The sequence below is a fragment of the Mesorhizobium sp. B2-3-15 genome (assembly GCF_006442875.1).
In the GTDB taxonomy this organism is placed as follows: Bacteria; Pseudomonadota; Alphaproteobacteria; order Rhizobiales; family Rhizobiaceae; genus Mesorhizobium; species Mesorhizobium australicum.
In genome coordinates, this window is record NZ_VFVO01000001.1 from 278,564 (window position 1) to 301,344 (window position 22,781).

Below are 22,781 nucleotides of genomic sequence, written 5' to 3' on the forward strand. Positions count from 1 at the left end.
ATGTCCGGCAGGACAGAGGGGGGTGCCTTGGCGCTCACGTTGGCTGCTGGAATGAGTTCACAGCGCCTGCGTCGTGTAATCCCCTTCGGCCTCGTAAAGCCCGTCCTCGATCTTGGTCTTGTGCACGACCTTCAGCTTGCCGCCCTCGACCTTGGAGATGTTCTGGATGCCAAAGCATTGGTGGATCTTGCCATTGAAGGTTTTTGGTCCCTGCGGATGCTCGGTGCCTTCGGCGAATTCCTTCAGCGCCTCGGTCGCCTCGACCAGCTTGGCGCGGTCTTCCGGCCCCTTGTAGCCGGCGTCTTCCATCGCCTTCTTGACGACGTAGAGCGTTTCCCAGCAGCCGAACATGTGCGCGGCGGTGGAGACATCCTTGGCGTCGCCGACGGCGGCGCCATTGTCGTCGATGCCGACAGCGGCCCGATAGGCCTTCTGCGCTTCGGTGTCGTCGGGCTGGGCGTAGCGCGGCGAGCCTTCCCAGAAATGGCTGCCGTCGAGGAATTCGAGGCCGGGACTGTTGATGTCCACGGCTTCCAGGGAATCGATGAAACCGAAGAGTTGCGGCCGGTTGGAACCGTAGAACTCGCCGAGTTCCTTGACGAAGGTGAGCACCGCCGGGCCGACCATGACGTGGTAGATCACCTCGGTCTCGGGCGGGATTTGCGGGAAGTACTTGGTGAAGGACGATTCGGTCGGTGGAATGGCGATCTGCGCGATCACCTCGGCGCCTTGCGCCTTCAGCGCCGGCGGCAGGTAGTCGCGATGGTCGTAGCCGAAGGCGAAATCGGGGAATATCTGCGTCACCTTCTTGCCGGCATTGGCCGCGATCCATGGCGCCATCGACTGGATCTGGCTCTTCACGTCGGTGATACCGGGCTGGAAGACATAGCGGTTGAGCTTGGTCGAGGCGACATGGTGACCTTCGCTGACGACGAAGTAGGGCATCTTGTTTTCGCCGGCGGCAGGCGCCGATCCGATGACGACATGCGAGAACAGCGTACCGAAGACGATGTCGGTCTTGTGCTGGGTGGCGAACTTGCCGACCACTTCGGCGCCGCGGCCGGGATCGGTGCCGTCATCCTCGATGATCACCTCGACCTGGCGGCCATTGATGCCACCGGCGGCATTGATCGCCTTGATCGCGGCGGCGGTCGTCTTCTCGTACCAGCGGCCGTAGGCGGCGCCAATGCCGGTGCGGTGCGACTGAAAGCCGATCTTGATCGGCGCCGAACTCTGTGCCTGGGAGTAGCGGACAAAGCCGGGCGCCATGGCGAGGCCAGCGCCGGCGGCGAGGCCCTTCAGCGTGGTACGGCGGGTGAGTGTGGTTTTGGAGAGATCGAAAAATCCGTTCTTGTCAGTCACGTTCGTTCCCCTGTTTTTGTGTTTTGACCAACGATAAGGCGGCTCGAACATCCTCGGCAAGAGGATGCAAAATTGCATGTATACAAACTAAATCACCAAAGGCTTGGCCTGGCAAGCGAGCTTTCCGTCGGGGCATGGCTCACAGGATATGGCTTGTCTCATCCGACTGTCGGCGTGGCAAGCAGCCAGAGACCGAAAATGGTGTAGGCGATCATCAATACGGTGAGCGGAAACTGACTGAGCGCGGCGCGGGCAGGCTGGGGATGCAGGCCCCAGGCAAAGCCGTGCGCGACGAGGACAGCGAGCACATGGCCAAGGATGATGGCGCCCGCCTGGACATTCCACAGCCACCATGCCGACGCCGCGCCGGCGACGATGCCGGCCTCGACCTGCATGTCGGCGGTGCCGAACAGGTTCCAGCCAAGCGCGAAGGGATCGGACAGGGAGGCCAGCGCATACTGGCCGTCAACGAGCAGCGCCGTCAGATAATGCGCGACATGGTAGGCGAGCGCGATCGGCACGATCGACCACACCAGCATGCCGGCTGCCTGGGCGAAAGACTGGCCGCCGCGGGCAAGACGCTGGCCGAGGACGACGGCAAGCAGGAACACCGCCGCGAGCAGCACGAATGTCATAACGAGCCCAAGCGTGCCGCTGCCGATCACGGCCGTGCGACCCGGAAATTCGAGCGGATTGATGCCGAACAGGCCGAGCCAGGAGAAGGTCTTCGACAGGCCGTCGAAGGAGACCGAGGACAAAGCGAGCAGCAGGAAGGCGATGCCGCTGGCGGGCAGCGGCTGGGCCCGGAGCAGTTTGGCGCCCGGCCAGCACAGCGCAAGACGGCCTTTGTCGCCGCGCTCGATCGGCGCGAAGCGCGCCACCACCGAAAAGAAGATGCCGAGGAATTCACCGCTTCGACCCCATCTGTCGTAGCCGAACACCAGCATCGCCACCGAGGTGAACAGCCAGTAGAGGCCGGCGGCGAAGGCCAGCCGCGCCGGATCGTCAGGAGCGGGATAGACGAGTTCGAACCAGGCGAAGGCAAAAAACAGCATGACAGCCGGCCAGCAGCCGAGCCATTGCGGAAGTTGCCTGAACCCGTCATCGCTTCCGCCGGTCAGCCGCGACAGTAGCCGCCACGGGCCGTACCAGGGGTTGAGCCACGACCAGAGATCGCCGAACACGCCTTGCAGCAGTGTCAGGCCGGCCCATAGCAGCGTCCACACCACCAGTGGCAGCGGGTTGGAGAGCGGGTCGCGGCTGCCGATGAAGCCGGCGGCGAGGAGAATTGCAAAGCCGGCAAAGGATGCCAGGCTGATGGCGGCGCGGACGCTGTCGCCGAAGGCGAATAGCGGCAGGCGTCGGCGCCAGAAACGGTCGAGGGTGTCGGGCGGCAGCAATGCCAAGACAAGGAAACTGGCGGCCACGGCGAAAGCGCCGCCGATAAGGTAGTAGCCGGTGGGGAGGAGCAGGACGTGGCCACGGTCGGAGGCGTGGGCGAAGGCGGAAGTGGGGTAGACGAGCCACAAGGCCGAGAACCACAAGGCAAACGGCAGACCGAGGCGTTCCACTGCGGAACTCGAACTGTCCAAGAGTCCGCCCACCCTCAAACCTTGACCAGTTGCTCCACGCGATCCTTCTGCCCAAAAATCCTCAGATACCGCTCGATCTCCTTGAGATCGCCGGTCGCCTTGGCCGGGTTGTCGGAGAGCTTGACCGCCGGCCTTCCATTGGCCTCGGTGACCTTGCAGACCAGCGATATGGCGTCGAGGCTGTTGGTTTGCGTCGGCGCGCAGCCTTCGAAGTCGTTGGTCAGGTTGGTGCCCCAGCCGAAGGACATGCGCACCTTGCCCTTGAAGTGGCGGTAGGTCTCCTCGATGGTCTCGACCTCGAGCCCGTCGGAGAAGATCAGCAGCTTCTGCCTGGGGTCCTTGCCCTTCTCGCGCCACCAGCCGATGATCTTTTCGCCACCCTCGATCGGCGGCGCGCTGTCGGGGCGGAAGCCGGTCCAATCGGCGACCCAGTCCGGCGCGTCGCGCAGGAAGGAGGCGGTGCCGAAGGCGTCGGGCAGCACGATCAAGAGGTTGCCACCATAGTAGCGCTGCCAGTCCTGCAACACCTTGTAGGGCGACTGCTTCAGCTCTTTTTCCGAATTGGCGAGGGCCGCGAACACCATCGGCAGTTCATGCGCGTTGGTGCCCAGCGCTTCGAGATCGTTGTCCATGGCCAGCAGCACGTTGGAGGTGCCGGTGAAAGCTTCGCCGATGCCTTCCTTCAGCGCCTCGACGCACCAGCGCTGCCACAGGAAGGAATGGCGCCGGCGCGTACCGAAATCCGAGATGCGGATGCCGGGCAGCGCCTTCAGCCTTTCGGTCTTGGCCCACATCTTGGCCTTGGCGCGGGCATAGAGCACGTCGAGCGTAAAAGGCCCGAACGATCGCAGAGCGGCACGCGAACGCAATTCATTGATGATGGCGAGCGCGGGGATCTCCCAAAGCGTGGTGTACATCCAGGGGCCGGAGAAAGAGAGCTCGTACTGGCCGTCACGCTTGGAAAGCTCATAATCGGGCAGCCGGAAGCCTTCCAGCCAGGCGAGGAATTCCGGCTCGAAAATCTGCTTGCGGCCGTAGAAATTGTTGCCGGCCAGCCAGATCATTTCCTTCTTGGAGAAGCGCAAGGTGCGGGCATGGTCGAGCTGTTCGCGCAGCTCGCCTTCATCGATCTCGTCGGCGAGGCGGACCGAAGTCGTCCGATTGATCAGCGAGAAGGTGGTGTCGACCTTGGGGTACATGCCCCAGATCATCTGCAGCATCAAAAGCTTGTAGAAGTCGGTGTCGAGCAGGCTGCGCACGATCGGGTCGAGCTTCCAGGTGTGGTTATAGACACGCCGCGCAATATCGGTCTTTGCCATGCTTGCTGCCGCCTTCGCTGCCTGCCACCCACAATCGCGACAGGCCTCATAGCATCGAATTGGCAAAAACGCTGCCCGCTTTCAGGCTGGCCCGACAAAAAGAAAGCCCTGCATGCGGCTATGTGGGTTTGCCGCCCATCACCTTGAGCGCGGGACGTTTGCGGCGGGTGACGAGGCGGCCCGCAACCGGGGCGTCGGCGCGGCCGTCATCCCCGGCCTTCTCGGCAAACAGCCAGTCGATGAACACCTGCACGATCGGCGTCCCCCGCATTTCGTTGCGGCAAACGACATAGAAATCGTCGACCGCCGGCACCGACAGGCTGAACGGCGCGACCAGCATGCCCCTGGCCAGCAGCGCGCTTGCCGTCACCGAGTCGCCCAGCGCCACGCCATGGCCATGGACGGCGGCTTCCGCCGTCATGCGTGCATCGCCGAGATGATGGCGCCGGCCGCGCTCCAGGTCCAGCGCGTCGGCGGCGGCCAGCCAGGTGTGCCACTCGCGGCCATCGTCGCCATGCAGCAAGACATGGTCGGCGAGGTCGCGAACATTGCGGATCGGCCGGTTGTTGATCAGCGTCGGGCTGACCACCGGGAACAGCTCCAGGCCCGACCATTTGCGCATCCAGCAATCGGCCCAGCTGCCATCGCCATAATGCACGCAGACATCGATATGCGGCGCCCGGATATCCTTGGGATCGTTGGAGGGAATGAGCTTCAGCTGGATGTCGGGATATTGCGCGGTGAAGCTGCCCAGCCTCGGCGTCATCCACAAGAGCAGCAACGCAGGCACGCAGGACACCGACAGCGCGCCGCTGCTTGCCGGCCGCGTCAGCCGTTGGGTGGCGGCGGCGATACCGTCGAAGGCGACCGATACCGCCGGCAAAAGTTCGGCGCCGTGCGGGGTCAGCTTGACCCGCTGGCCGACGCGCTCGAACAGCCTAACGCCAAGCGATTGCTCCAGCGCCTTGATCTGGTGGCTGACGGCTCCGTGCGTGACATTCAGTTCGCTCGCCGCCTTGGTCAGCGAGGCATGGCGGGCCGTGGCCTCGAAGGCGCGCAGCGGGTTGAGAGGGGGCAGGCGCTTGGCCATGGATGCTCGGCTTTATTGTGAGATTTTCTCACAGGAACCACCCTAACAATATCAATTGCTTTTTCAAAGCGGCTGCCGGACACTTTGATCCGGAACAACATCAAGACGTGAAATCTGCAGACAGCCAGCGGGACAGCCGGCCCGGCCGGATGACGGTCGGTTCGCCCGAAGTCACCGCCGGCACCACTGCATCAGCCGAGGAGGAGCGGATATGGGATACGATCGCGGCAAGCTCGATGCGCTGCGTCGCAAATATGGCGAGAGCCATGGCGGCGAGATGTTCGACCCGAAATTCCGCAAGGTCGCCGACAAGATCTTTTCCAAGAGCGGCACGCGGCTGGCGCCCTATTCCGGCATCCCGACTTTCCTTGCCGCGCCCTACCGCGAAATCGCAGCGGACAATCCGGACTTCGGCGACCTGCAGGTGGCGATAACAGGCGTGCCGATGGATCTCGGCGTCACCAACCGGCCGGGCTCGCGCTTCGGGCCGCGCGCCTTGCGGGCGATCGAGCGCATCGGCCCCTACAATCATGTGCTGGAATGCGCGCCGACGCATGAACTCAGGGTCGCCGACATCGGCGACGTTCCGTTCCAGAGCCGCTACCGGCTGGAGACCAGCCACGAGGATATCGAGCGGCGCATCAACCAGATCGTCGGCGCCGGGGTCATCCCGTTGTCGGTCGGCGGCGACCATTCGATCACCCACCCGATCCTGAAGGCGGTCGGCAAGAAGGCGCCGGTCGGCCTGATCCACATCGACGCCCATTGCGACACCAGCGGCCTGTTCGACCTGACCAAATTCCACCATGGGGGCCCGTTCCGCAACGCGGTGCTGGACGGCGTGCTCGATCCGACGCGCACCATCCAGATCGGCATCCGCGGCTCGGCCGAATATCTGTGGGAATTCACCTACGAGTCCGGGATGACCGTGGTCCATGCCGAGGAAGTGACCGGTCTCGGCATTCCCGCCATCATCGAGAAGGCGCGCAGAATAGTCGGTGACGGCCCGACCTATGTGTCCTTCGACATCGACAGCGTCGATCCCGCCTTCGCACCGGGCACCGGCACGCCGGAAGTCGGCGGGCTGACGACGCGCGAAGTGCTCGAACTGCTGCGCGGCCTCAAGGGTCTCAACATTGTCGGTGGCGATGTCGTCGAGGTGGCGCCGCAATATGACGCCACCACCAACACGGCGCACGCCGGCGCGCAGGTGCTGTTCGAGATCCTGAGCCTGATGGTGTTCAGCCCGGCAGTATCAGGCAAGGGGGCCTGACAGAGAAAGGCGGCCGCCGCACTGGAGCCGGCGGCCGACCCAAACAATCAAAAGCTTCCAGAAGGGGAATGACAATGACAATCCACCGCAAATCATCCATCGCCGCCGTTCTGCTCGTGGGGTTAGCCGGCTTCGCCACGCAAGCCGCCAATGCCGACGCGCTGGCCGACATCACCAAGGCCGGCACCATCAATGTCGGCGTCTTCGCCGACTTCCCGCCTTTCTCCTCGGCCAGTGCCGACATGAGCCTCAAGGGCTATGACATGGATGTGGCGCAGTACATCGCCGACACGCTCAAGGTGAAGCTCAACACCGTTGCCGTCACCGGCCAGAACCGCATCCCCTATTTGAACGACCATCGCGTCGACATCCTGATGAGCGTCGGCTACTCGAAAGAGCGCGAGCAGGTCATCGACTTCGCCGCTGCTTACGCGCCCTATTACATCGCGGTGATCGGTCCGGCGGCAATGCCAGTCAAAGGCAAGGAAGATCTCGGCGGCAAGTCGATCGCCGTCAATCGCGGCACGCTGGAAGACACCTCGCTCACCGAGGCAGCACCGGCCTCGGCGGACATCAAGCGTTTCGACAACTACAATTCAGTGATCCAGGCCTTCATCTCAGGCCAGACCCAATTGATGGTCGTCGGCAACGATGTCGGCGCGCAGGTGCTGGCCAAGCAGGATGCGCTGAAGCCGGAGCAGAAGTTTCAGCTTCTGACCTCGCCTTCGCATATCGGCCTCAACAAGAATGAGGATGCCCTCAAGAAGGCGGTCAACGACGCCATTGCCAAGATGCTGGCCGACGGCAAGCTTGACGAAAGCTCGAAGGCCTGGCTGAAGACGCCGCTCAATCCCGACAACCTCAAGGATTGAGTTGCCGTGGCCTTCGGCTGGCTTCCAGGTGCCGTGGCCGACATCGCGCACGGCGCGGCGACGACGATCCTTTTGATCGCGGTCACCACGCTTGCGGGCACGCTGCTCAGCATCCTCGGTGCCGCCGGGCGACGAAGCGGCCCCGCGCTGCTGCGCCGGGCCATCGGCTGGTATGTCGAGGTGATGCGCAACACGCCGTTCCTGGTGCAGCTCTTCTTCATCTTCTTCGGCCTGCCGAGCCTCGGCATCAGGCTCGATCCGATCCTGGCCGCCATGCTGGCGATGACGCTCAACATGGCCGCCTACACGATCGAGATCGTCGGCGCCGGCCTTGACGCGGTGCCGCACGGGCAGACGGAAGCGGCCCTGGCGCTCGGGCTGAGGCCACGGCAGGTGTTCATCAAGATCGTGCTGCCGCAGGCGCTCAAGATCATCTATCCCGCGCTGACCAGCCAGATCGTCATCATGATGCTGGAATCAGCCGTGGTGTCGCAGATCGCGGTGCGCGAGCTGACCTATGAGGCCGACATGCTGCAGGCGCGCACTTTCCGTTCTTTCGAGACGTATTTCGTCGTGACGCTGGTCTATCTCTTGATGTCGATGGCCTTGCGGCGGCTGCTGGTTGCAGGCGGCCGCCGCGCGCTCGGAGCTGGCGTGTCATGATCGAATTCACCCTCTGGGACATCGTGCGCAACCTTCTGCTTGCCGCGCGCTGGACGGTGCTTTTGTCGCTGGCCGCCTTCGTCGGCGGCGCGGTGGTCGGAATGGCGGTGCTGTTCCTGAGGATCGCCAAGAATAAATGGAGCCGACGCGTTGCCTCCGGCTACATCGCCTTGTTCCAGGGGACGCCGGTCTTGATGCAGCTGTTCCTGATGTTCTTCGGCCTGCCGATGCTTGGTCTGCGCATCGAGCCGTGGACGGCGGCGGTGCTCGGCCTCACCTTCTTCGCCAGCGCCTATCTGGCCGAAATCTGGCGCTCTGGCGTCGATGCGCTGCCATTGGGCCAATGGGATGCCGGCGCCAGCCTCGGCCTGCACTATCTGCAGGAGCTCAGGCTGATCATCCTGCCGCAGGCGTTCGCGATCACCCGCGCGCCGACGGTCGGTTTCCTGGTGCAGCTGATCAAGTCGACCGCGCTGACCTCGATCATCGGCTTCGAGGAGCTGGTGCGAACCTCAAACGCCATCAACAACGCCACCTTCGAACCGTTCAAGGTCTATGGGCTGGTGGCGCTGATCTTCTTCGCCCTATGCTTTCCGCTGACGCAGTATGCGCGACGGCTCGAACAACGAGCGGCGGCTCGATGAGCCGAGAGCATGTTGCGCTGGCCAACATCGACGGCGGCCGCAAACTCCCGGTGCCTAGCGTTCGAACGCCTCTTGAAGGTCATTTGATCTGCTGGATGCTCAGCTTTCGACCGACGAGGACCCTTGCCCCTCGCCACTTCCAAATCCTCACGGACGAACGCGGATGATCGTCTTCCCAGTGCGTCGCCCGGTAGGGTTGAAGGCGGCGACGGCATCGTTGAGGGTCGAAACGTTGCCGATGTTCGTCCGCAGTCGTCCGTCCCGCACCCGCTGGACGATCTCGCTCAGTTGGGCACGATCGGACTCGACAACGAAGTCGACCGCCAGGCCGTCGGCAGGCCGCGCCTCTGTCGATCCGACGACGGACACCAGTGTTCCTCCGGCTCGAATCAGGCCGGCGGACCGCTTCCCGATTTCCCCGCCGATCACATCGAACACGAGAGCGACTTCGCCCACGTCTTCGAGGGCGTCGTTCTCGAGGTCGACGAACTCATTCGCGCCAAAGTCGAGCACCGTCTGACGGTCGGCGGCGCGTCCGGTGCCGATGACGTAGGCGCCCGCCTCTCGTGCAAGTTGCGTCACCATCGACCCGACCGCGCCGGCCGCACCGTGCGCGAGGACGCTCTGCCCCGCCTGAAGCCGGCCATGCTGGAAGAGTCCCTGCCACGCGGTGAGACCCGAGATCGGCAGGCTTGCGCCCACCGTGAAGTCGACGTCGCCCGGCAGCGGCGCGAGGTTGCGTGCTTCCATGGCTACATACTCCGCGAGCGTGCCGTCGCGATGCCAGTCGGCGAGGCCGAATACTCTCTGACCTACCGACAGTCCCGTTGTGCCGTACCCGAGTGCGATGACAACTCCGGCCAGCTCGTGCCCAAGGATCGACGGTGTTCGGTCAAGGCCGCGGCGGTCGGTCCAGGTCGAGGGCCATGCCAGCTCGGTCGGGACGAATCCCGAAGCATGAACCTGAACGACGACATCGTTTATCGCTGGCTGCGGCTCAGGCCGCTCCACCAGCTTCATCCCGGCCGTTCCCGCAGCCTGGTCCGTCACCACAATTGCCTTCATGATACTTCTCCTCGGTCATTTGTCTCTTGGTGGAAACGTTTGCCGCTTGGGAACCGTTCAATATCTTATGCCAGGGCCTTCTCTTAGCGGGCGTCCGTGGTCCGGTCTGAAGGCGTCGTTTTAATGGGCGGCAATGTTAGGACATGCCGGAAGGCTGGCAACCGGCCACCGGGTTCAATGTCCGAACGCGCCTGACGGCACGATGCGGTCGCGGCGCAGCCAGCGGGCAAGAAGCAGCGCTGCCACCACGGCCAGCCCCGAAGACAGGCCGATCCAGATGCCGACGCCGTGGAAGGCGAAATGGAAGGCGAGCAGCACGCCGAGCGGCAGGCCGACACCCCAATAGCCGATCGCGGCATAGATCATCGGGACCTTGGTGTCGTGCAGGCCGCGCAGCATGCCGGCGGCAACCGCCTGCGCGCCGTCGAAGACCTGGAACAGGGCAGCGAAAACCAGGAACGAACCGGCTAGCGCGATCACCCTGGCATTGGCGGGATTGCCAAGGTCGATGAAGGCGCTGATCAGGAGATGCGGCCAAAGCACCATCACCAGCCCCATCAGCGCCATGAAGGAAACGCCGATGACGAAGGCGGTCCAGCCGGCACGCGACACACCTTCGGGATTGCCGGCGCCATGGGCAAGCCCGACCCGCACCGTCACCGCTTGGTTGAGGCCGAGCGGCACCATGAAGGAAATCGAGGCGATCTGGATGGCGATGGCGTGCGCGGCCAGCGAATCCGCGTCGATCAGGCCCATCAGCAGGGCGGCGGCATTGAAGATCGTCACCTCGAAGGCAAGGATGCCGGCGATCGGCAGGCCGAGCCGCAGCAGGCCCTTGAAGCGCGGCCAGTCGGATCGCCAGAAGCGGCCGAACAGGTGATAGCGCCGGAATTTTTTCTCCCACATCACCACGACAGCCATGCCGGCGAACATCAGCGTTGAGGACAGCGAGGTCGCAAGGCCCGAGCCGGCGATGCCCATGGCCGGAACACCGAGATTGCCGAACATGAACACCCAGTTGGCGAACACGTTGAAGGCCACGGCGACGAAGACGATGACCAGCGCCCAGCCCGGCCGCTCCAGCGCCGAGATGAACGAGCGCAGCACGATGTAGCCGTAGAAGGGCAGCACCGCCCACTCCAGCCAGCGCAGGTAAATGCCGGCCTGGCGCGCCAGCGCCGGCTCTTGGCCCATGGCCAGCAGGATGGCCTCGCCGTGCCACAGCACGAGCCAGATCGGGACCGAGATCAGGATCGCCAACCACAGGCCCTGGCGCACGGTGCGGCGCAGGTCACGTACGGAATAGCGGCGGCGGCCAAGCTCGGTGGCGATCATCGGCGAGGTCGCCAGCATCAGGCCGAGGCCGAAGATCAGCGGCATGAAATACAGGTTGGCGCCGAGCGCGCCGCTGGCCAGCGTGTCCGCGCCGAGGCGGCCCATCATCATGACGTCAGTGGCGGTCATCGCCGTCTGGCCGAGATTGGTCAGCACCATCGGCCAGGCCAGCGCCAGCGTCGCCCTGATTTCCTGACGCCAAAGATTTTCCGGCGCGCGAGCGCCGGCTTCGATCGCGGACATTGTCCTGCTCTTTCAAGGTTGCGGCGCGTCGGCAAAGAGCCGGAAGCCGCATTGCAAACGGCAAAACCTTCGGTTTCGCGCGTTTGCGCCGTCTCTTGAACGAAATGCGACATGAAGGCAAGGGAGGGGCGCGAGAACAGATTGAGCCAGCGCCATTGCCGGGAGGCGTCGCCTCGTTCCCTTGCCGGCCCGGGCTGCTCCGGATTAAAACGTCGGCGGCGGGCGAATTACGGGAGGCAGGATGGCGTTCAGACGCAGAAAGAACACGGCGGCGATCCCGCGCACGGCGCCTTCCTTCGAGCATATCGTCACCGAGGCGAGCGACAGTTTCCTGTGGCGGCTGGACGACTATCCCTGGGAGCGCAACGTCTGGAACTTCCATCCGGAATACGAGATCCACCTGCTGCGGAAATCCTCCGGCGTGGTCCTGGTCGGCGACCATATTGGCGAGTTCGGGCCGGGCTACCTCACCATCGTCGGTGGCGGCCTGCCGCATGACTGGGTCACCGCGGTGCAGCCAGGCGAATTGATCGAGGGTCGCGACATCGTGCTGCAATTCGATGCCGAGCGGCTGCGAGGATCGGCTGACATGCTGCCGGAATTGCGCGAACTGGAGCCGTTCCTGAAACGGTCGCTGCGCGGCATGGTCTTCCACGGCGGGACCGCGCTTGAAGGCGCCGCGCTGATGGAGCGGATGGGTACGGTGCATGGGCTGGCCCGGTTCTGCCTGTTCCTCGAACTGGTCGACCTGCTGGCCCGGACCGATGAGTATGAGCTGTTGTCGTCACCGAACTTCCAGCCGGTTCTCGATGCCGCCTCGCTCGACATCATCCAGCGCACGCTGACCTATCTGTTTCAGCATTTCGCGGAGGATCTGAAGCTGCCTGACGTGGCCGAGCTGGCCGGCATGAGCGAAAGCACCTTCTCGCGGTTCTTCCAGAAGAACACCGGCAATTCCTTCAGCGACCATCTTGCCAAGCTCAGGCTGTGGCAGGCGTGCAAGCTCCTGGCTGATACCGATGTGCCGATCACCGACATCTGTTTCCAGGTCGGCTACATGAACATCTCCAACTTCAACCGCGCGTTCCTGCGCAAGCACAAGATGACGCCGTCATCCTATCGCAAGCTGTCGCGGCAGCGTCTGGCGATGCGCGCATAAGCGCATCCTGAATCACCCTTTTGGACCAGATCGATACTCGTGTGACGCGTCCCCTATGTGGGTGCCGTTTTTTGCGCTGCACAATGCATAAAAGTACAGGTCTGCTGCAACGGGGCTTCTAGCTTGGCCCATCGCAACTGCGCATTTTGGCGACGGGTGGCATGTCGTCCGGGCGATGGTGAGGATCGCGCAACCCGATGACCTGCGTTTCCTGCGACGTATTCCTGGAGGAGAAAAAGATCATGAAACCAGTTCGGCTCGCTGCCAGCCTTGGCGCAGCTTTCGTGCTTTCCGCTACCGTTTCAACCCTAGCCTTGGCGCAGGCGCCGGTCTGCTCGGCACCGGTCAAGGTGCTGGCGCAGCCACGCGACGGCCTGACGCTTCTGGAGGACTCAAAGGCCGAGTTCGAGAAGCTCTCCGGCGCGAGCTTCAAGATCGATTATCTCAACGAGAACGATCGCCGCGCCAAGTCGCGCGCGGACGCGTCCACAGTCGGCAACTACAACGTCTACTATGTCGATGAAGCAAATGTGGCGCTTTTCGCCTCGTCGAAGTGGATCGTGCCGCTGACCGATTTTTATCCGGCCGACTACGACTATGCCGACTTCGACCCGGGCCGCCAGAAGGTCGCCACCTATGACGGCAAGGTCTGGTTCGCGCCGCTGACCGGCGGCGGCGACCTGATGGTCTACCGCAAGGACGTGCTGGAGGCCGCCGGCATCCAGCCGCCCAAGACGCTGGACGAGCTGATCGCCGACGTGCCGAAGCTGACCAATGCCGACAAGGGCATGTATGGCATCGCGCTGCGCGGCGCACGCGGGTCGGGCGCAAATGTCTGGCGCTGGATGCCGTTCTTCAAGGCCTATGGCGGCAAGTGGTTCGACGGCGACAGGCCGGCCTTCAATTCCGAGGCCGCGGTCAAGGCGACCGAGACCTATCTGAAGCTGTTCAAGGATTCGGCTCCCGGCACGCAGACCGGCAGCTGGGACGAATCGACCGGCGCCTTCCTGTCGGGCCAGGTCGCGATCCTCGTCGAATCGACGCCGCTTTCGGGCATGGCGGTCGATCCGAAAACCTCGCAAGTGGTCGGCAAGATCGGCTTCCTGCCGCCGCCCTCGCCACTTCCCGGCGGCGGTTACGGCCATGGCCTCGCCATCGCGGCGAAGGCCAATGCCGACGACGCTTCGAAGAAATGCGCCGGCCTGTTCATCGCCTGGGCGACGTCGAAGGAAAACGAGAAGCGCCGGCTCGACGCCCACCAGTTCGGTGAGCTGAACCGCACCAGCATCCTGTCCAGCAAGGAGTTCGCCGATATCTACGGCGCCGATCTCGGCCAGGCGCTTGCCGAAACAGGCAAGGTGACGGCGGTGAACTTCTGGCAGGATCCACGCTGGCCGGATCTCGGCGACCGCTGGGGCATCATCCTCGAGGAATTGATCGCCGGCACGCGCACCGACGTCAAGGGCAGCCTCAACGAGCTCGAGGCCTATGCCAATGAGCTGGTGAAGAAGTAGGTCCCTCCCTCTTGCGGCGCGCGGTTCGCGGCAGTCTCGGGACCGCCGGAACCTGTGCGTCGCAGGAGGGCCTGCCCGTCATGTCCAGATATCAGAGACACAGCAAGGCCTGAGACCAATGCCTCGACGTTCATCCCTGCCGGTCACCTTTGTCGTGCCGACGCTGGTCATTCTGCTGATCCTGTCGATGGTGCCGACGCTCTACGCGATCATCATCGCCCTGCAGAACCGCGAGCTGAGCTCGACGGCCTATTCCTGGGTCTGGTTCTCGAACTTCTTTGATCTGTTCTCCGACCGCCGCTTCCTCAACGCCGTCTGGGTGTCGGTGAAGTGGGAGGTGGTCACCGTCGTGGCAACGATGGTGGTGGCGGTCGGGCTCGGCGTGCTGATGTTCGAGGCCGCCTCGCCGCGCCTGCGCAATCTCTACTGCCTGCTGTTCATCATCCCGGTGCTGCTGCCGCGCGTCTCGGCCGCCTTCGTCTGGAAGTTCGCCTACCATCCCCTCTACGGCATCGCCACCTACCCCTACCGGCTCATTACCGGCGGCTTGATCTTCGACCCGCTGTCCAAGCCCGCGACGGCGCTGTTCGCGGTGGCTTCGGTCGACGTCTGGCAATGGGGCCTGTTCTTCGCCGTCATCGTGCTGAAGCTGTTGGAGACCTTGCCGCCGCAGCCGATCGAGGCGGCCCGACTCGACCACGCCCGGCGCTGGCAGATCCACGCCTACGTCACCTTGCCGATGCTGAAGGCGCCGCTGATCAGCCTGATGTTCGTCAAGATGATCGAGTCGCTGCGCTCCTTCGACCTGATCTATGTGATGACCCGCGGCGGGCCGGGCGTGGCAACCGAAACGCTCGACATGTACGCCTTCTCGCAAGGCTTCATCGAGTCCGGCAAGGTCTCCTACGCCTCGGCGATGGCCGTGCTGATGATGATCGCCACCGTCATCACCTTCACGATGCTGTGGAAGCGGGTGCAGGCATGAGGCCCGGCCGCATCATCGCCAAGGCCGTCCTAGCCTTCGCCGGCTTCCTCGCGGTATTCCCGCTGCTGTGGACGGCGCTCAATTCGCTGAAGAACAGCGTCGACATCATCACCCGCGTTCCCCGCCTCGTGTTCACGCCGACGCTTGCCAACATCAGCTACATCCTTGGCCGCGACAGCGTCATCACGGGCCTCTACAATTCGGTCGTCGCCTGCGGCACGGCCGTGCTGATCGGCGTCGTGCTTGGCCTGCCCGCGGCCTACGCGGTGGCGCGCTATCCCAACCGCTGGGCCGGCGATATCCAGTTCTTCGTGCTGTCGCTGCGTTTCCTACCGCCGGTGGCGGTGGCGATCCCGCTGATGGTGATCTGGCTGCAGCTCGGCCTCTACGACACTTTGCCGGCTTTGATCGTCACCTATTCCCTGCTCACCATCTCGGTGATTATGTGGCTGGCCATCCCAGCCTTCCAGGCCGTGCCGAAGGAAGTCGAGGAAGCCGCCTTTGTTGACGGGTACGGCGCTTACGCGGTGTTCTGGCGGATCGCGCTGCCCGTGGCTGCCCGTTCGCTGATCGGCGCGATTGCCTTCAGCTTCGTGCTGGTCTGGAACGAGTTCCTGATCGCGCTGATGCTGTCGAGTTCCAATGCCAAGACCTTGCCGATCGTCGCCTCCGAACTCTCCCAGCAAGGCATGAACGTGCCGTGGGGGATTTTGAACGCCTCGGTCGTGCTCCTGTCGCTGCCGCCGCTGCTTTTCCTCGGCGTGCTCAGCGGTTTCCTGAATTCCATTTTCCGGCAAAAAAAGACTTGAAGTGAGGACGACCCGATGCGGGCTTTGGTACTTGAGAAAAAAGGCGAACTGTCGCTGCGCGAGATCGCGTTGCCGCTCGATGTCGGACCCGACGACGTCAGGATCGCCATCCACACGGTCGGCGTCTGCGGCAGCGACGTGCACTATTACACCCATGGCGCCATCGGCAGCTATGTCGTGCGGGCGCCGATGGTGCTCGGCCACGAGGCCGCCGGCACAATCGTCGAGGTCGGCGCTAATGTCAGGAGTTTGAAAGTCGGCGACCGCGTCTGCATGGAGCCCGGCGTGCCGAACCTGTCGTCGCGCGCGACAAAACTCGGCATCTACAATGTCGACCCGGACGTCACTTTCTGGGCGACGCCGCCGGTGCACGGCATTCTTGCTCCCTTTGCCGTGCACCCGGCGGCTTTCACCTACAGTCTGCCCGACAATGTCTCCTTCGCCGAGGGCGCCATGGTCGAGCCCTTCGCCATCGGCATGCAGGCGGCAAGCCGTGCCCGCATCATTCCGGGCGATGTCGCCGTCGTCGTCGGCTGCGGCCCGATCGGCATCATGATCGCGCTTGCCGCCCTTGCCGGCGGCTGTTCGAAAGTGCTGATTTCCGACTTTTCCGCGCCCAAGCTGACGATCGCAGCGCAATATGCCGGCATCGTGCCGGTCAATATCGGCGAGCAGTCGCTTGTCGACGCCGTCGCGGCGGCGACCGACAATTGGGGCGCCGACATCGTCTTCGAGGCGAGCGGGAGCCCCAAGGCCTTCGCCGACCTGTTCGATGTCGTGCGGCCAGGTGGCGCGGTGGTGCTGGTCGGGCTGCCGGTGGAGCCGGTGGCCCTCAACGTACCGGCGGCGATCTCGAAGGAAGTGCGCATCGAGACGGTGTTCCGCTATGCCAACATTTTCGACCGCGCCCTGCAGCTCATCGCCTCCGGCAAGGTCGACCTCAAGCCGCTGATCACCGGCACCTATGATTTCGCCGACAGCATCAAGGCGTTCGAACGAGCCGCCGAAGGCAACCCGCAGGACGTCAAGCTGCAGATCCTGCTTACAGGCGAAAAGGGCTGACCATGTCCGCGATTGTTTGCTCCCATGTCGACAAGGCCTATGGCGCCACCACGGTCATCCGCGATCTCAACCTCAGCATCGAAGAGCACGAATTCGTCGTCTTCCTAGGCCCGTCCGGCTGCGGCAAGTCGACCTTGCTCAGGATGCTGGCGGGTCTGGAGGACATCAGCGGCGGCGAGGTCTCGATCGGCGGCAAGGTGGTCAACGACCTCGATCCGGGGGATCGCGGCATCGCCATGGTGTTCCAGAACTACGCGCTCTATCCGCACATGACGATCTTCGACAACATCGCCTTCGGGCTGCGGCGCCAGAAGGTGCCGGCGGCCGAGATCCGCAAGCGGGTCGAAGCGGTGTCGGGGACGCTGGGGCTCGACCCTTATCTCGGCCGCAAGCCAGCCGAACTTTCCGGCGGCCAGCAGCAGCGCGTGGCGATCGCCCGGGCCATGATCAAGACGCCCAAGGTGTTCCTGTTCGACGAGCCGTTGTCCAATCTCGACGCCAAATTGCGCAACCATATGCGCGTCGAGATCGCGCGGCTGCACCAGTCGCTGAAGACCACCACCGTCTATGTCACCCACGACCAGCTGGAGGCGATGACGCTTGCCGACCGCATCGTGCTGCTCAAGGACGGCGTCATCGAGCAGATCGGCTCGCCAGCGGAAATCTACCGGCGGCCGGGCAATATTTTCGTGGCCGGCTTCATCGGCACGCCGAACATGAATTTTGCCGATGTGACGGTCGCCCGCGCCGGCAACGGCTGGACGCTGACCGGCGCCGGAACGGTGCTTTCGATAGACGGGGCGGGTTTTCATCTCCAGCCGGGCGATCGCGCCGTGCTGGGCATCCGCCCGCCGGACCTGAAGACGGCCGGCGCCGGCGCCGCCGGCATATTGCAAGGCACTGCCGATCTCATCGAATTCCATGGCAATGACGCGCTGGTGACCTTCGGCTCCGGCGGCAAGGAGATCAGCGCACTGGTTCCGGCACGCGAATGCCCGGTGCTGCATGCGCCCGTCCGCTATACGTTCGAGGAGGAAGCGATCCACCTGTTCGACGCGACATCGGGCGCGTCCCTGCGCAAGCAGTAGAGCGCTGAGACCTACCGGATGGCGTCGAGCACCTGCCGCTGCCGGTGCATTTCCAGGAAAATGCGGTAGTCGCGATCGAAGCGGGCGCCGGCCGCCGGGTTGGCGGCGCGTGTCTTGCCGCCCTGCTGCATGGCAAGGCAGGCGGCGTTGAGGTCGGGGAACAGCCCGGCGGCGGTCGCCGCCACCATGCCGGTGCCGAGCAGCACCGCCTCGTCGGCCAGCGGCTCGACCACCGTGCAGCCGGTGGCGTCGGCATAGAGCTCCATCAGAAGCGGGTTCTTGGTGTGGCCGCCGGTGACGTGCAGCGTGTCGATCAGGTAGCCGTTCTCGTTCAGCGCCTCCAGCACATGGCGCACGCCGAGCGCGATGCCGACGGCGGTGCGCCAGTAGAGCTTGCACAGGCTGTCGAACGACGAATCCAGCGTCAAACCGCTGACGACGCCGACGGCGTGTGGGTCGGCCAGCGGCGAGCGGTTGCCGTGGAAATCCGGCAGGACATGCAGCCGCGCGGCAAGGTTCTCGCCCTCGGCGGCGCGCAGTTCGGCGACGCGCCCGGCAATCCTGGCATGCATGGCCGCGTTCGGCTCGCCGCCGGCGCCGTGCCAGCGGATGATGTGGTCGAGCAGCGCCCCGGTCGCCGACTGGCCGCCTTCCGATAGCCACAGCTTCGGCAGCGCGGCGCCGTAGTAAGGGCCCCAGACGCCGGCGAAAGGCTGCGGGTCGGGCGACATCGCCATGACGCAGGAGGACGTGCCGGCGATCAGCGCCAGATGGCGGCCGATATTCTGGTCGTCGCCGGCAAAACCGCCGAGCACGCCAAGCGCCCCGGCATAGGCATCGATGACGCCTGCGCCCACGCGGCAGTTTTCGGTCAGGCCGAGTTCCGCCGCTGCCTGCGCTGTCAACGGGCCGATATCGGCGCCGACCGGGCTTGCCTTTTCGGGCAGATTGCCATGGTCAAAAAGGTCGTCGAGGCGGACGAGTTCGAAGAAATCGCGCTGCCATGCGCTGTCCTGGTGCGCCAGATAGGTCCACTTCGCTGTCAGCGTGCATTGCGAGCGGGCCAGCGAGCCCGTTGCCTGCCAGGTCAGGAAATCGGCCAGGTCGAACAGATAGCCGGCTTCATTCCATGTCTTCGGTACATTTCGCTTCAGCCACATCAGCTTCGGCGTCGCCATCTCGGGCGACATGACGCCGCCTATATAATTCAGCACCTCGTGGCCGCTCGCCGTGCATTCGTCGGCTTCGGCGATGGCGCGGTGATCGAGCCAGACAATGGTGTCCCAGCGCTTGTCGCCGGTGGTCGACACACTGAGCTGGCCGCCTTGCCTGTCCCGCACGACCAGAGAACAGGTGGCATCGAAGGAGATGCCGGCGATATCCCCGGCGGCGACGCCGGCCTTTTCCCGCGCGGCACGCACGGCGGTGCAGACGGCGGACCAGATATCGCGCGAATCGTGCTCGGCATGATCCGGCTTCGGCTGGTTCATGGCGATCGGCCGCTCGGCACGGCCGAGCAAGGTGCCACTGGCGTCGAGAATGCCCGCGCGAGCGCTCCCGGTGCCGACATCGACCGCGCAGACAAACTGTTTCGTCAAGATGCTCTAACTCTCGCTCCCAGGCCTGCAATCAGATCGGGCAATTGCAGCATGTCAGCGAATATAAAGTCCGGTTCGGTCGACGCAAGCCGCGCTTTCAATCCCGGATTGCCGGCGTGCGCGCCGCCGGTAAAGGCAAGGACGCGCATGCCTGCCGCGCGTGCGGCGGCGATACCGGCCGGGCTGTCCTCGATGACGAGACATCTGCGCGGATGGGCTCGCATGGTTGCGGCGGCGTGGAGGAAAAGGTCGGGCGCCGGCTTCCCCTTGGCAACCATGGCCGCGCTGAACAGATGCGGCTCCATCAGCGTCAGCAGACCGGTGACGTCGAGCGCGTAACGAATGCGTTCCAGCGTGCCGGAAGAGGCGACGCAGTACGGCAGGCCGAGCTTCGGCAGCATCTCCTTGACGCCGGGGATCGGCTTCAGCTCCTCGCGAAACTTTCGCATGAGGTCGACGCGCATGGCGGTGAGATGCTGATCGGTGATCTCCAGGCCGAAGTCGCGGCCAAGGATCTCACGCACGCTCTTCATGCTCTTGCCTAGGAAATACTCGTAGGCAGCGTCCTCGCCGAGACTGCCGCCGGCGAGTTCGATCATGCCGAGCAGCGCCGAGACGGAGAGCGCCTCGCTGTCGACCAGCACGCCGTCGCAGTCGAAGATGACCAGTTCAGGCGTCATGATGCCGGCTGGCTCTCAGAGCTTGCCGGCGAGGTAGCGCGTCAGCGTGGCGCGCGTGCCATCGGCCCAGAGCACGTTGAGCGCGTGGGCGAAGGCCTCGACGAAGGCGGCGGCGCGGCCGACGTCGCCATAGATATCGTCCATCTCAAGCCACGCGGCGGGCGCGTCCTTTGCCGCCTTCGCCGTTACCTTCAGCCGGTCCCAGCTCGGGTCGTTGGGCTCGATGACGGCGCCGCTGTCCGTCGCGCCGAAGCAGTAGCGGCACCAAAGGGCCGATTCCAGCGCCAGTCCGGCAACGCCTTTGCCGGTCTTCAGCCGGTCGGCGATGGTCGGGATGATGAATTTCGGCTGGCGATTGGACCCGTCGAGGCAGAGCCGGCGCACCGTGTCGCCGATCTTGGGATTGGAGAAGCGCTTCTCGATGAGCTGGTAATAGTCTTCCAGCACCGTGTCCGGCACCGGCGGCACGGTCGGGATGATCTCGTCGTGCTCGAGCTTGTCGAGGAACCCGCGCACCAGCGGCTCCTGCATCGCCTCATGCACGAAGTGGATGTCCATCAGCCCGGCCGGATAGGCGATGGTGGCGTGGCCGCCATTGAGGATGCGGATCTTCATCAGCTCATAGGGCGCAACATCCTTGACGAACTGCACGCCGACCTTTTCCAGCGCCGGGCGGCCATCGGTGAAATGGTCTTCCAGCACCCATTGCCGGAACGGCTCGCAGAACACCGGCCAATTGTCCTCGAGGCCAAAATCGTCGGCGAGGATCTTGCGCTCGCGGTCGCTGGTGGCCGGCGTGATGCGGTCGACCATGGCGTTCGGGAAGGCGACGGTCTCGCTGACCCAGCTCGCCAGATCCTCGTCGATCACGCGGGCAAGGCCGATAACACCATCCGACGTGACATGGCCGTTGTGGGGAATGTTGTCGCAGGACATCACGGTGAACGGCACGATACCATCCTGGCGGCGTCGCACCAGCCCGGCCAGGATAATGCCGAACACGGTTTTCGGTGTGGCGCCCGGCTGCGCGTCGGCGACGATGTCGGGATGGGTCGGGTTGAAGACGCCGGAGGCCGGGTCGATGAAATAGCCGCCTTCGGTGATGGTCAGCGAAACGATCCTGATCGCCGGATCAGCCAGCCGATCGATGATGGCGGCGGCATCTCCCGGCATCAGGAAATCGATCATCGCGCCGGTGACGCGGGCGCTCATATGGCCCTCGTCCTGCTCGACCACTGTGGTCAGCCAATCCTGCTCTTCAAGCTTGCCGCGGCCGATCTTCTCGCCGTCGAACACGCCGGCGCCGACCAGCGCCCAATCATGACCGATGCCCTGACCGAACAGGTCGTCGAGATAGACGGCCTGGTGCGAGCGGTGAAAATTGCCGACACCGAAATGCACGATGCCGGCTTTCAGCGCCGAGCGGTCATAGTTCGGACCTGCGACCTTGGGCGGAAGCCTGACGAGGCTCGAGGACGAGAGTTTCACGGTCATCTGCTTTACCCTTTGGCCGATTTGCAGCCCGACTGTTTCGCCTCCTTCGGGAGGGCGAGGATGAGGGCCGCACCTGGTGTTCCAGCATGCGGCCCCTCACCCGCCCCCGCGGCACCTTCTCCGGAGGAAAGAAAGAGGCGCCGTCCCCCTCAATCGTTCTTTTCAACTCATCCATTGGCCGCCATCGACATTGTAGGTCTGGGCGACGATGTATTCGGCCTCGTCACTGGCGAGGAACACGGCCATGCCGGCGAGGTCTTCCGGCTTGCCCATGCGGCCGTAAGGCACGCCTTCGCCGACCAGCCGCTTTTTCTCGCCCTTCGGCCGGTTCTCGTATTTGGCGAACAAGGCATCGACTTCGTCCCACATGTCGCTGTCGACGACGCCGGGCGCGATGCCGTTGACGTTGATGCGGTGCTTGATCAGATCGAGCCCGGCCGACTGGGTCAGCGAGATGACCGCGGCCTTGGTGGCGCAATAGACCGCGACCAGCGGCTCGCCGCGACGCCCGGCCTGGCTTGCCATGTTGATGATCCTGCCGCCCTTGCCCCGCGCGATCATCGACCGGGCGGCTGCCTGCAGCATGAACAGCGTGCCCGCGACATTGACGGAGAAAAGCTTTTCATAGCTCGCCCGAGATATCTCCACGATCGGGGCCAGGTCGAACAAAGCGGCGTTGTTGATCAGGATGTCGAGACCGCCCGCCTTGTCCTCCACCGCCTTCACCGCCGCATCGATGGATGCCTGGTCGGTGACGTCGAGTTTCACGGCATAGGCGTTGTCGCCGATCGCGGCGGCCGTCTTCTGCGCTGCTTCAAGGTTGATATCGGCGATCGCGACAGTGGCGCCCTCGCGCACATAGGCTTCGGCGAAAGCCCTGCCGATGCCTCGCGCCGATCCCGTGACCAGCGCCGATTTGCCTTGCAGCCTCACT

Annotated in this window: 20 protein-coding genes; 10 read left to right on the top strand and 10 right to left on the bottom strand. The window is 64.1% G+C overall.

From position 1 onward, the window contains the following. Positions 1-57: 57 nt before the first annotated feature. From FJ954_RS01350 to gcvA, 4 genes are all read right to left on the bottom strand, one after another. Entirely contained in the window at positions 58-1,362 is a 1,305-nt protein-coding gene (locus FJ954_RS01350) for an ABC transporter substrate-binding protein (protein ID WP_140660172.1), read from the bottom strand. 158 nt (positions 1,363-1,520) lie between these two features. Further along, a complete protein-coding gene (locus FJ954_RS01355; protein WP_246681004.1) occupies positions 1,521-2,933 on the bottom strand; it encodes a hypothetical protein in 1,413 nt (470 codons plus the stop codon). Positions 2,934-2,968: 35 nt separating this feature from the next. Continuing rightward, positions 2,969-4,273: a nicotinate phosphoribosyltransferase gene (gene pncB / locus FJ954_RS01360; RefSeq protein WP_140660174.1), complete on the bottom strand. Its 1,305-nt coding sequence runs from the start codon at positions 4,271-4,273 to the stop codon at positions 2,969-2,971. Between the two features lie 118 nt (positions 4,274-4,391). After that, positions 4,392-5,363, bottom strand: coding sequence for a transcriptional regulator GcvA (gene gcvA / locus FJ954_RS01365; RefSeq protein WP_140660175.1), 972 nt, complete (start codon positions 5,361-5,363; stop codon positions 4,392-4,394). A gap of 211 nt (positions 5,364-5,574) precedes the next feature. Here gcvA and speB point away from each other — a divergent pair, with 211 nt between their 5' ends. From speB to FJ954_RS01385, 4 genes are all read left to right on the top strand, one after another. Further along, positions 5,575-6,636: an agmatinase gene (gene speB / locus FJ954_RS01370; RefSeq protein WP_140660176.1), complete on the top strand. Its 1,062-nt coding sequence runs from the start codon at positions 5,575-5,577 to the stop codon at positions 6,634-6,636. A 68-nt stretch (positions 6,637-6,704) separates the two neighbouring features. Further along, complete coding sequence (locus FJ954_RS01375) at positions 6,705-7,508, top strand: transporter substrate-binding domain-containing protein (protein WP_181177727.1); 804 nt, start codon at positions 6,705-6,707, stop codon at positions 7,506-7,508. A 6-nt stretch (positions 7,509-7,514) separates the two neighbouring features. Further along, positions 7,515-8,171 carry an amino acid ABC transporter permease gene (locus FJ954_RS01380; protein ID WP_015314474.1) on the top strand — a complete coding sequence of 219 codons (657 nt, stop codon included), beginning with the start codon at positions 7,515-7,517 and terminating at the stop codon, positions 8,169-8,171. Next, positions 8,168-8,815, top strand: coding sequence for an amino acid ABC transporter permease (locus FJ954_RS01385; protein WP_140660178.1), 648 nt, complete (start codon positions 8,168-8,170; stop codon positions 8,813-8,815). Before FJ954_RS01380 ends, FJ954_RS01385 begins: the two co-directional genes overlap by 4 nt. A gap of 147 nt (positions 8,816-8,962) precedes the next feature. On the opposite strand, the gene FJ954_RS01390 is transcribed toward FJ954_RS01385, so the two are convergent. Together FJ954_RS01390 and FJ954_RS01395 are read right to left on the bottom strand one after the other, a co-directional pair. Then, a complete protein-coding gene (locus FJ954_RS01390) occupies positions 8,963-9,880 on the bottom strand; it encodes an NADP-dependent oxidoreductase (protein ID WP_015314476.1) in 918 nt (305 codons plus the stop codon). A gap of 174 nt (positions 9,881-10,054) precedes the next feature. Further along, positions 10,055-11,458, bottom strand: a complete 1,404-nt coding sequence (locus tag FJ954_RS01395) for an MATE family efflux transporter (RefSeq protein WP_015314477.1) — start codon at positions 11,456-11,458, stop codon at positions 10,055-10,057. A 241-nt stretch (positions 11,459-11,699) separates the two neighbouring features. Here FJ954_RS01395 and FJ954_RS01400 point away from each other — a divergent pair, with 241 nt between their 5' ends. The 6 genes from FJ954_RS01400 to ugpC all read left to right on the top strand — a co-directional run bounded on the left by FJ954_RS01400 (position 11,700) and on the right by ugpC (position 18,075). Beyond that, entirely contained in the window at positions 11,700-12,617 is a 918-nt protein-coding gene (locus tag FJ954_RS01400; protein ID WP_140660179.1) for an AraC family transcriptional regulator, read from the top strand. A gap of 242 nt (positions 12,618-12,859) precedes the next feature. After that, positions 12,860-14,131 carry an extracellular solute-binding protein gene (locus FJ954_RS01405; RefSeq protein ID WP_140660180.1) on the top strand — a complete coding sequence of 424 codons (1,272 nt, stop codon included), beginning with the start codon at positions 12,860-12,862 and terminating at the stop codon, positions 14,129-14,131. Between the two features lie 118 nt (positions 14,132-14,249). Further along, positions 14,250-15,116 carry a sugar ABC transporter permease gene (locus tag FJ954_RS01410; protein ID WP_140660181.1) on the top strand — a complete coding sequence of 289 codons (867 nt, stop codon included), beginning with the start codon at positions 14,250-14,252 and terminating at the stop codon, positions 15,114-15,116. Continuing rightward, entirely contained in the window at positions 15,113-15,925 is an 813-nt protein-coding gene (locus tag FJ954_RS01415) for a carbohydrate ABC transporter permease (protein ID WP_140660182.1), read from the top strand. The genes FJ954_RS01410 and FJ954_RS01415 overlap by 4 nt, the downstream gene beginning before the upstream one ends. Before the next feature lie 15 nt (positions 15,926-15,940). Next, entirely contained in the window at positions 15,941-16,987 is a 1,047-nt protein-coding gene (locus FJ954_RS01420; RefSeq protein ID WP_140660183.1) for an NAD(P)-dependent alcohol dehydrogenase, read from the top strand. Between the two features lie 2 nt (positions 16,988-16,989). Further along, entirely contained in the window at positions 16,990-18,075 is a 1,086-nt protein-coding gene (gene ugpC / locus FJ954_RS01425) for a sn-glycerol-3-phosphate ABC transporter ATP-binding protein UgpC (RefSeq protein WP_140660184.1), read from the top strand. An 11-nt stretch (positions 18,076-18,086) separates the two neighbouring features. On the opposite strand, the gene FJ954_RS01430 is transcribed toward ugpC, so the two are convergent. The 4 genes from FJ954_RS01430 to FJ954_RS01445 form a co-directional block, all read right to left on the bottom strand. Beyond that, the gene (locus FJ954_RS01430) at positions 18,087-19,673 is read right to left on the bottom strand and encodes an FGGY-family carbohydrate kinase (protein WP_140660185.1); all 1,587 of its coding nucleotides are present in this window, start codon (positions 19,671-19,673) and stop codon (positions 18,087-18,089) included. After that, on the bottom strand, positions 19,670-20,353 hold the full coding sequence (locus FJ954_RS01435) for an HAD family hydrolase (RefSeq protein WP_140660186.1): 684 nt from the start codon (positions 20,351-20,353) through the stop codon (positions 19,670-19,672). The genes FJ954_RS01430 and FJ954_RS01435 overlap by 4 nt, the downstream gene beginning before the upstream one ends. A 15-nt stretch (positions 20,354-20,368) precedes the next feature. Further along, a complete protein-coding gene (locus FJ954_RS01440; RefSeq protein WP_140660187.1) occupies positions 20,369-21,847 on the bottom strand; it encodes a mannitol dehydrogenase family protein in 1,479 nt (492 codons plus the stop codon). A 162-nt stretch (positions 21,848-22,009) separates the two neighbouring features. Further along, on the bottom strand, positions 22,010-22,780 hold the full coding sequence (locus FJ954_RS01445; protein ID WP_140660188.1) for an L-iditol 2-dehydrogenase: 771 nt from the start codon (positions 22,778-22,780) through the stop codon (positions 22,010-22,012). Position 22,781 lies beyond the last annotated feature (1 nt).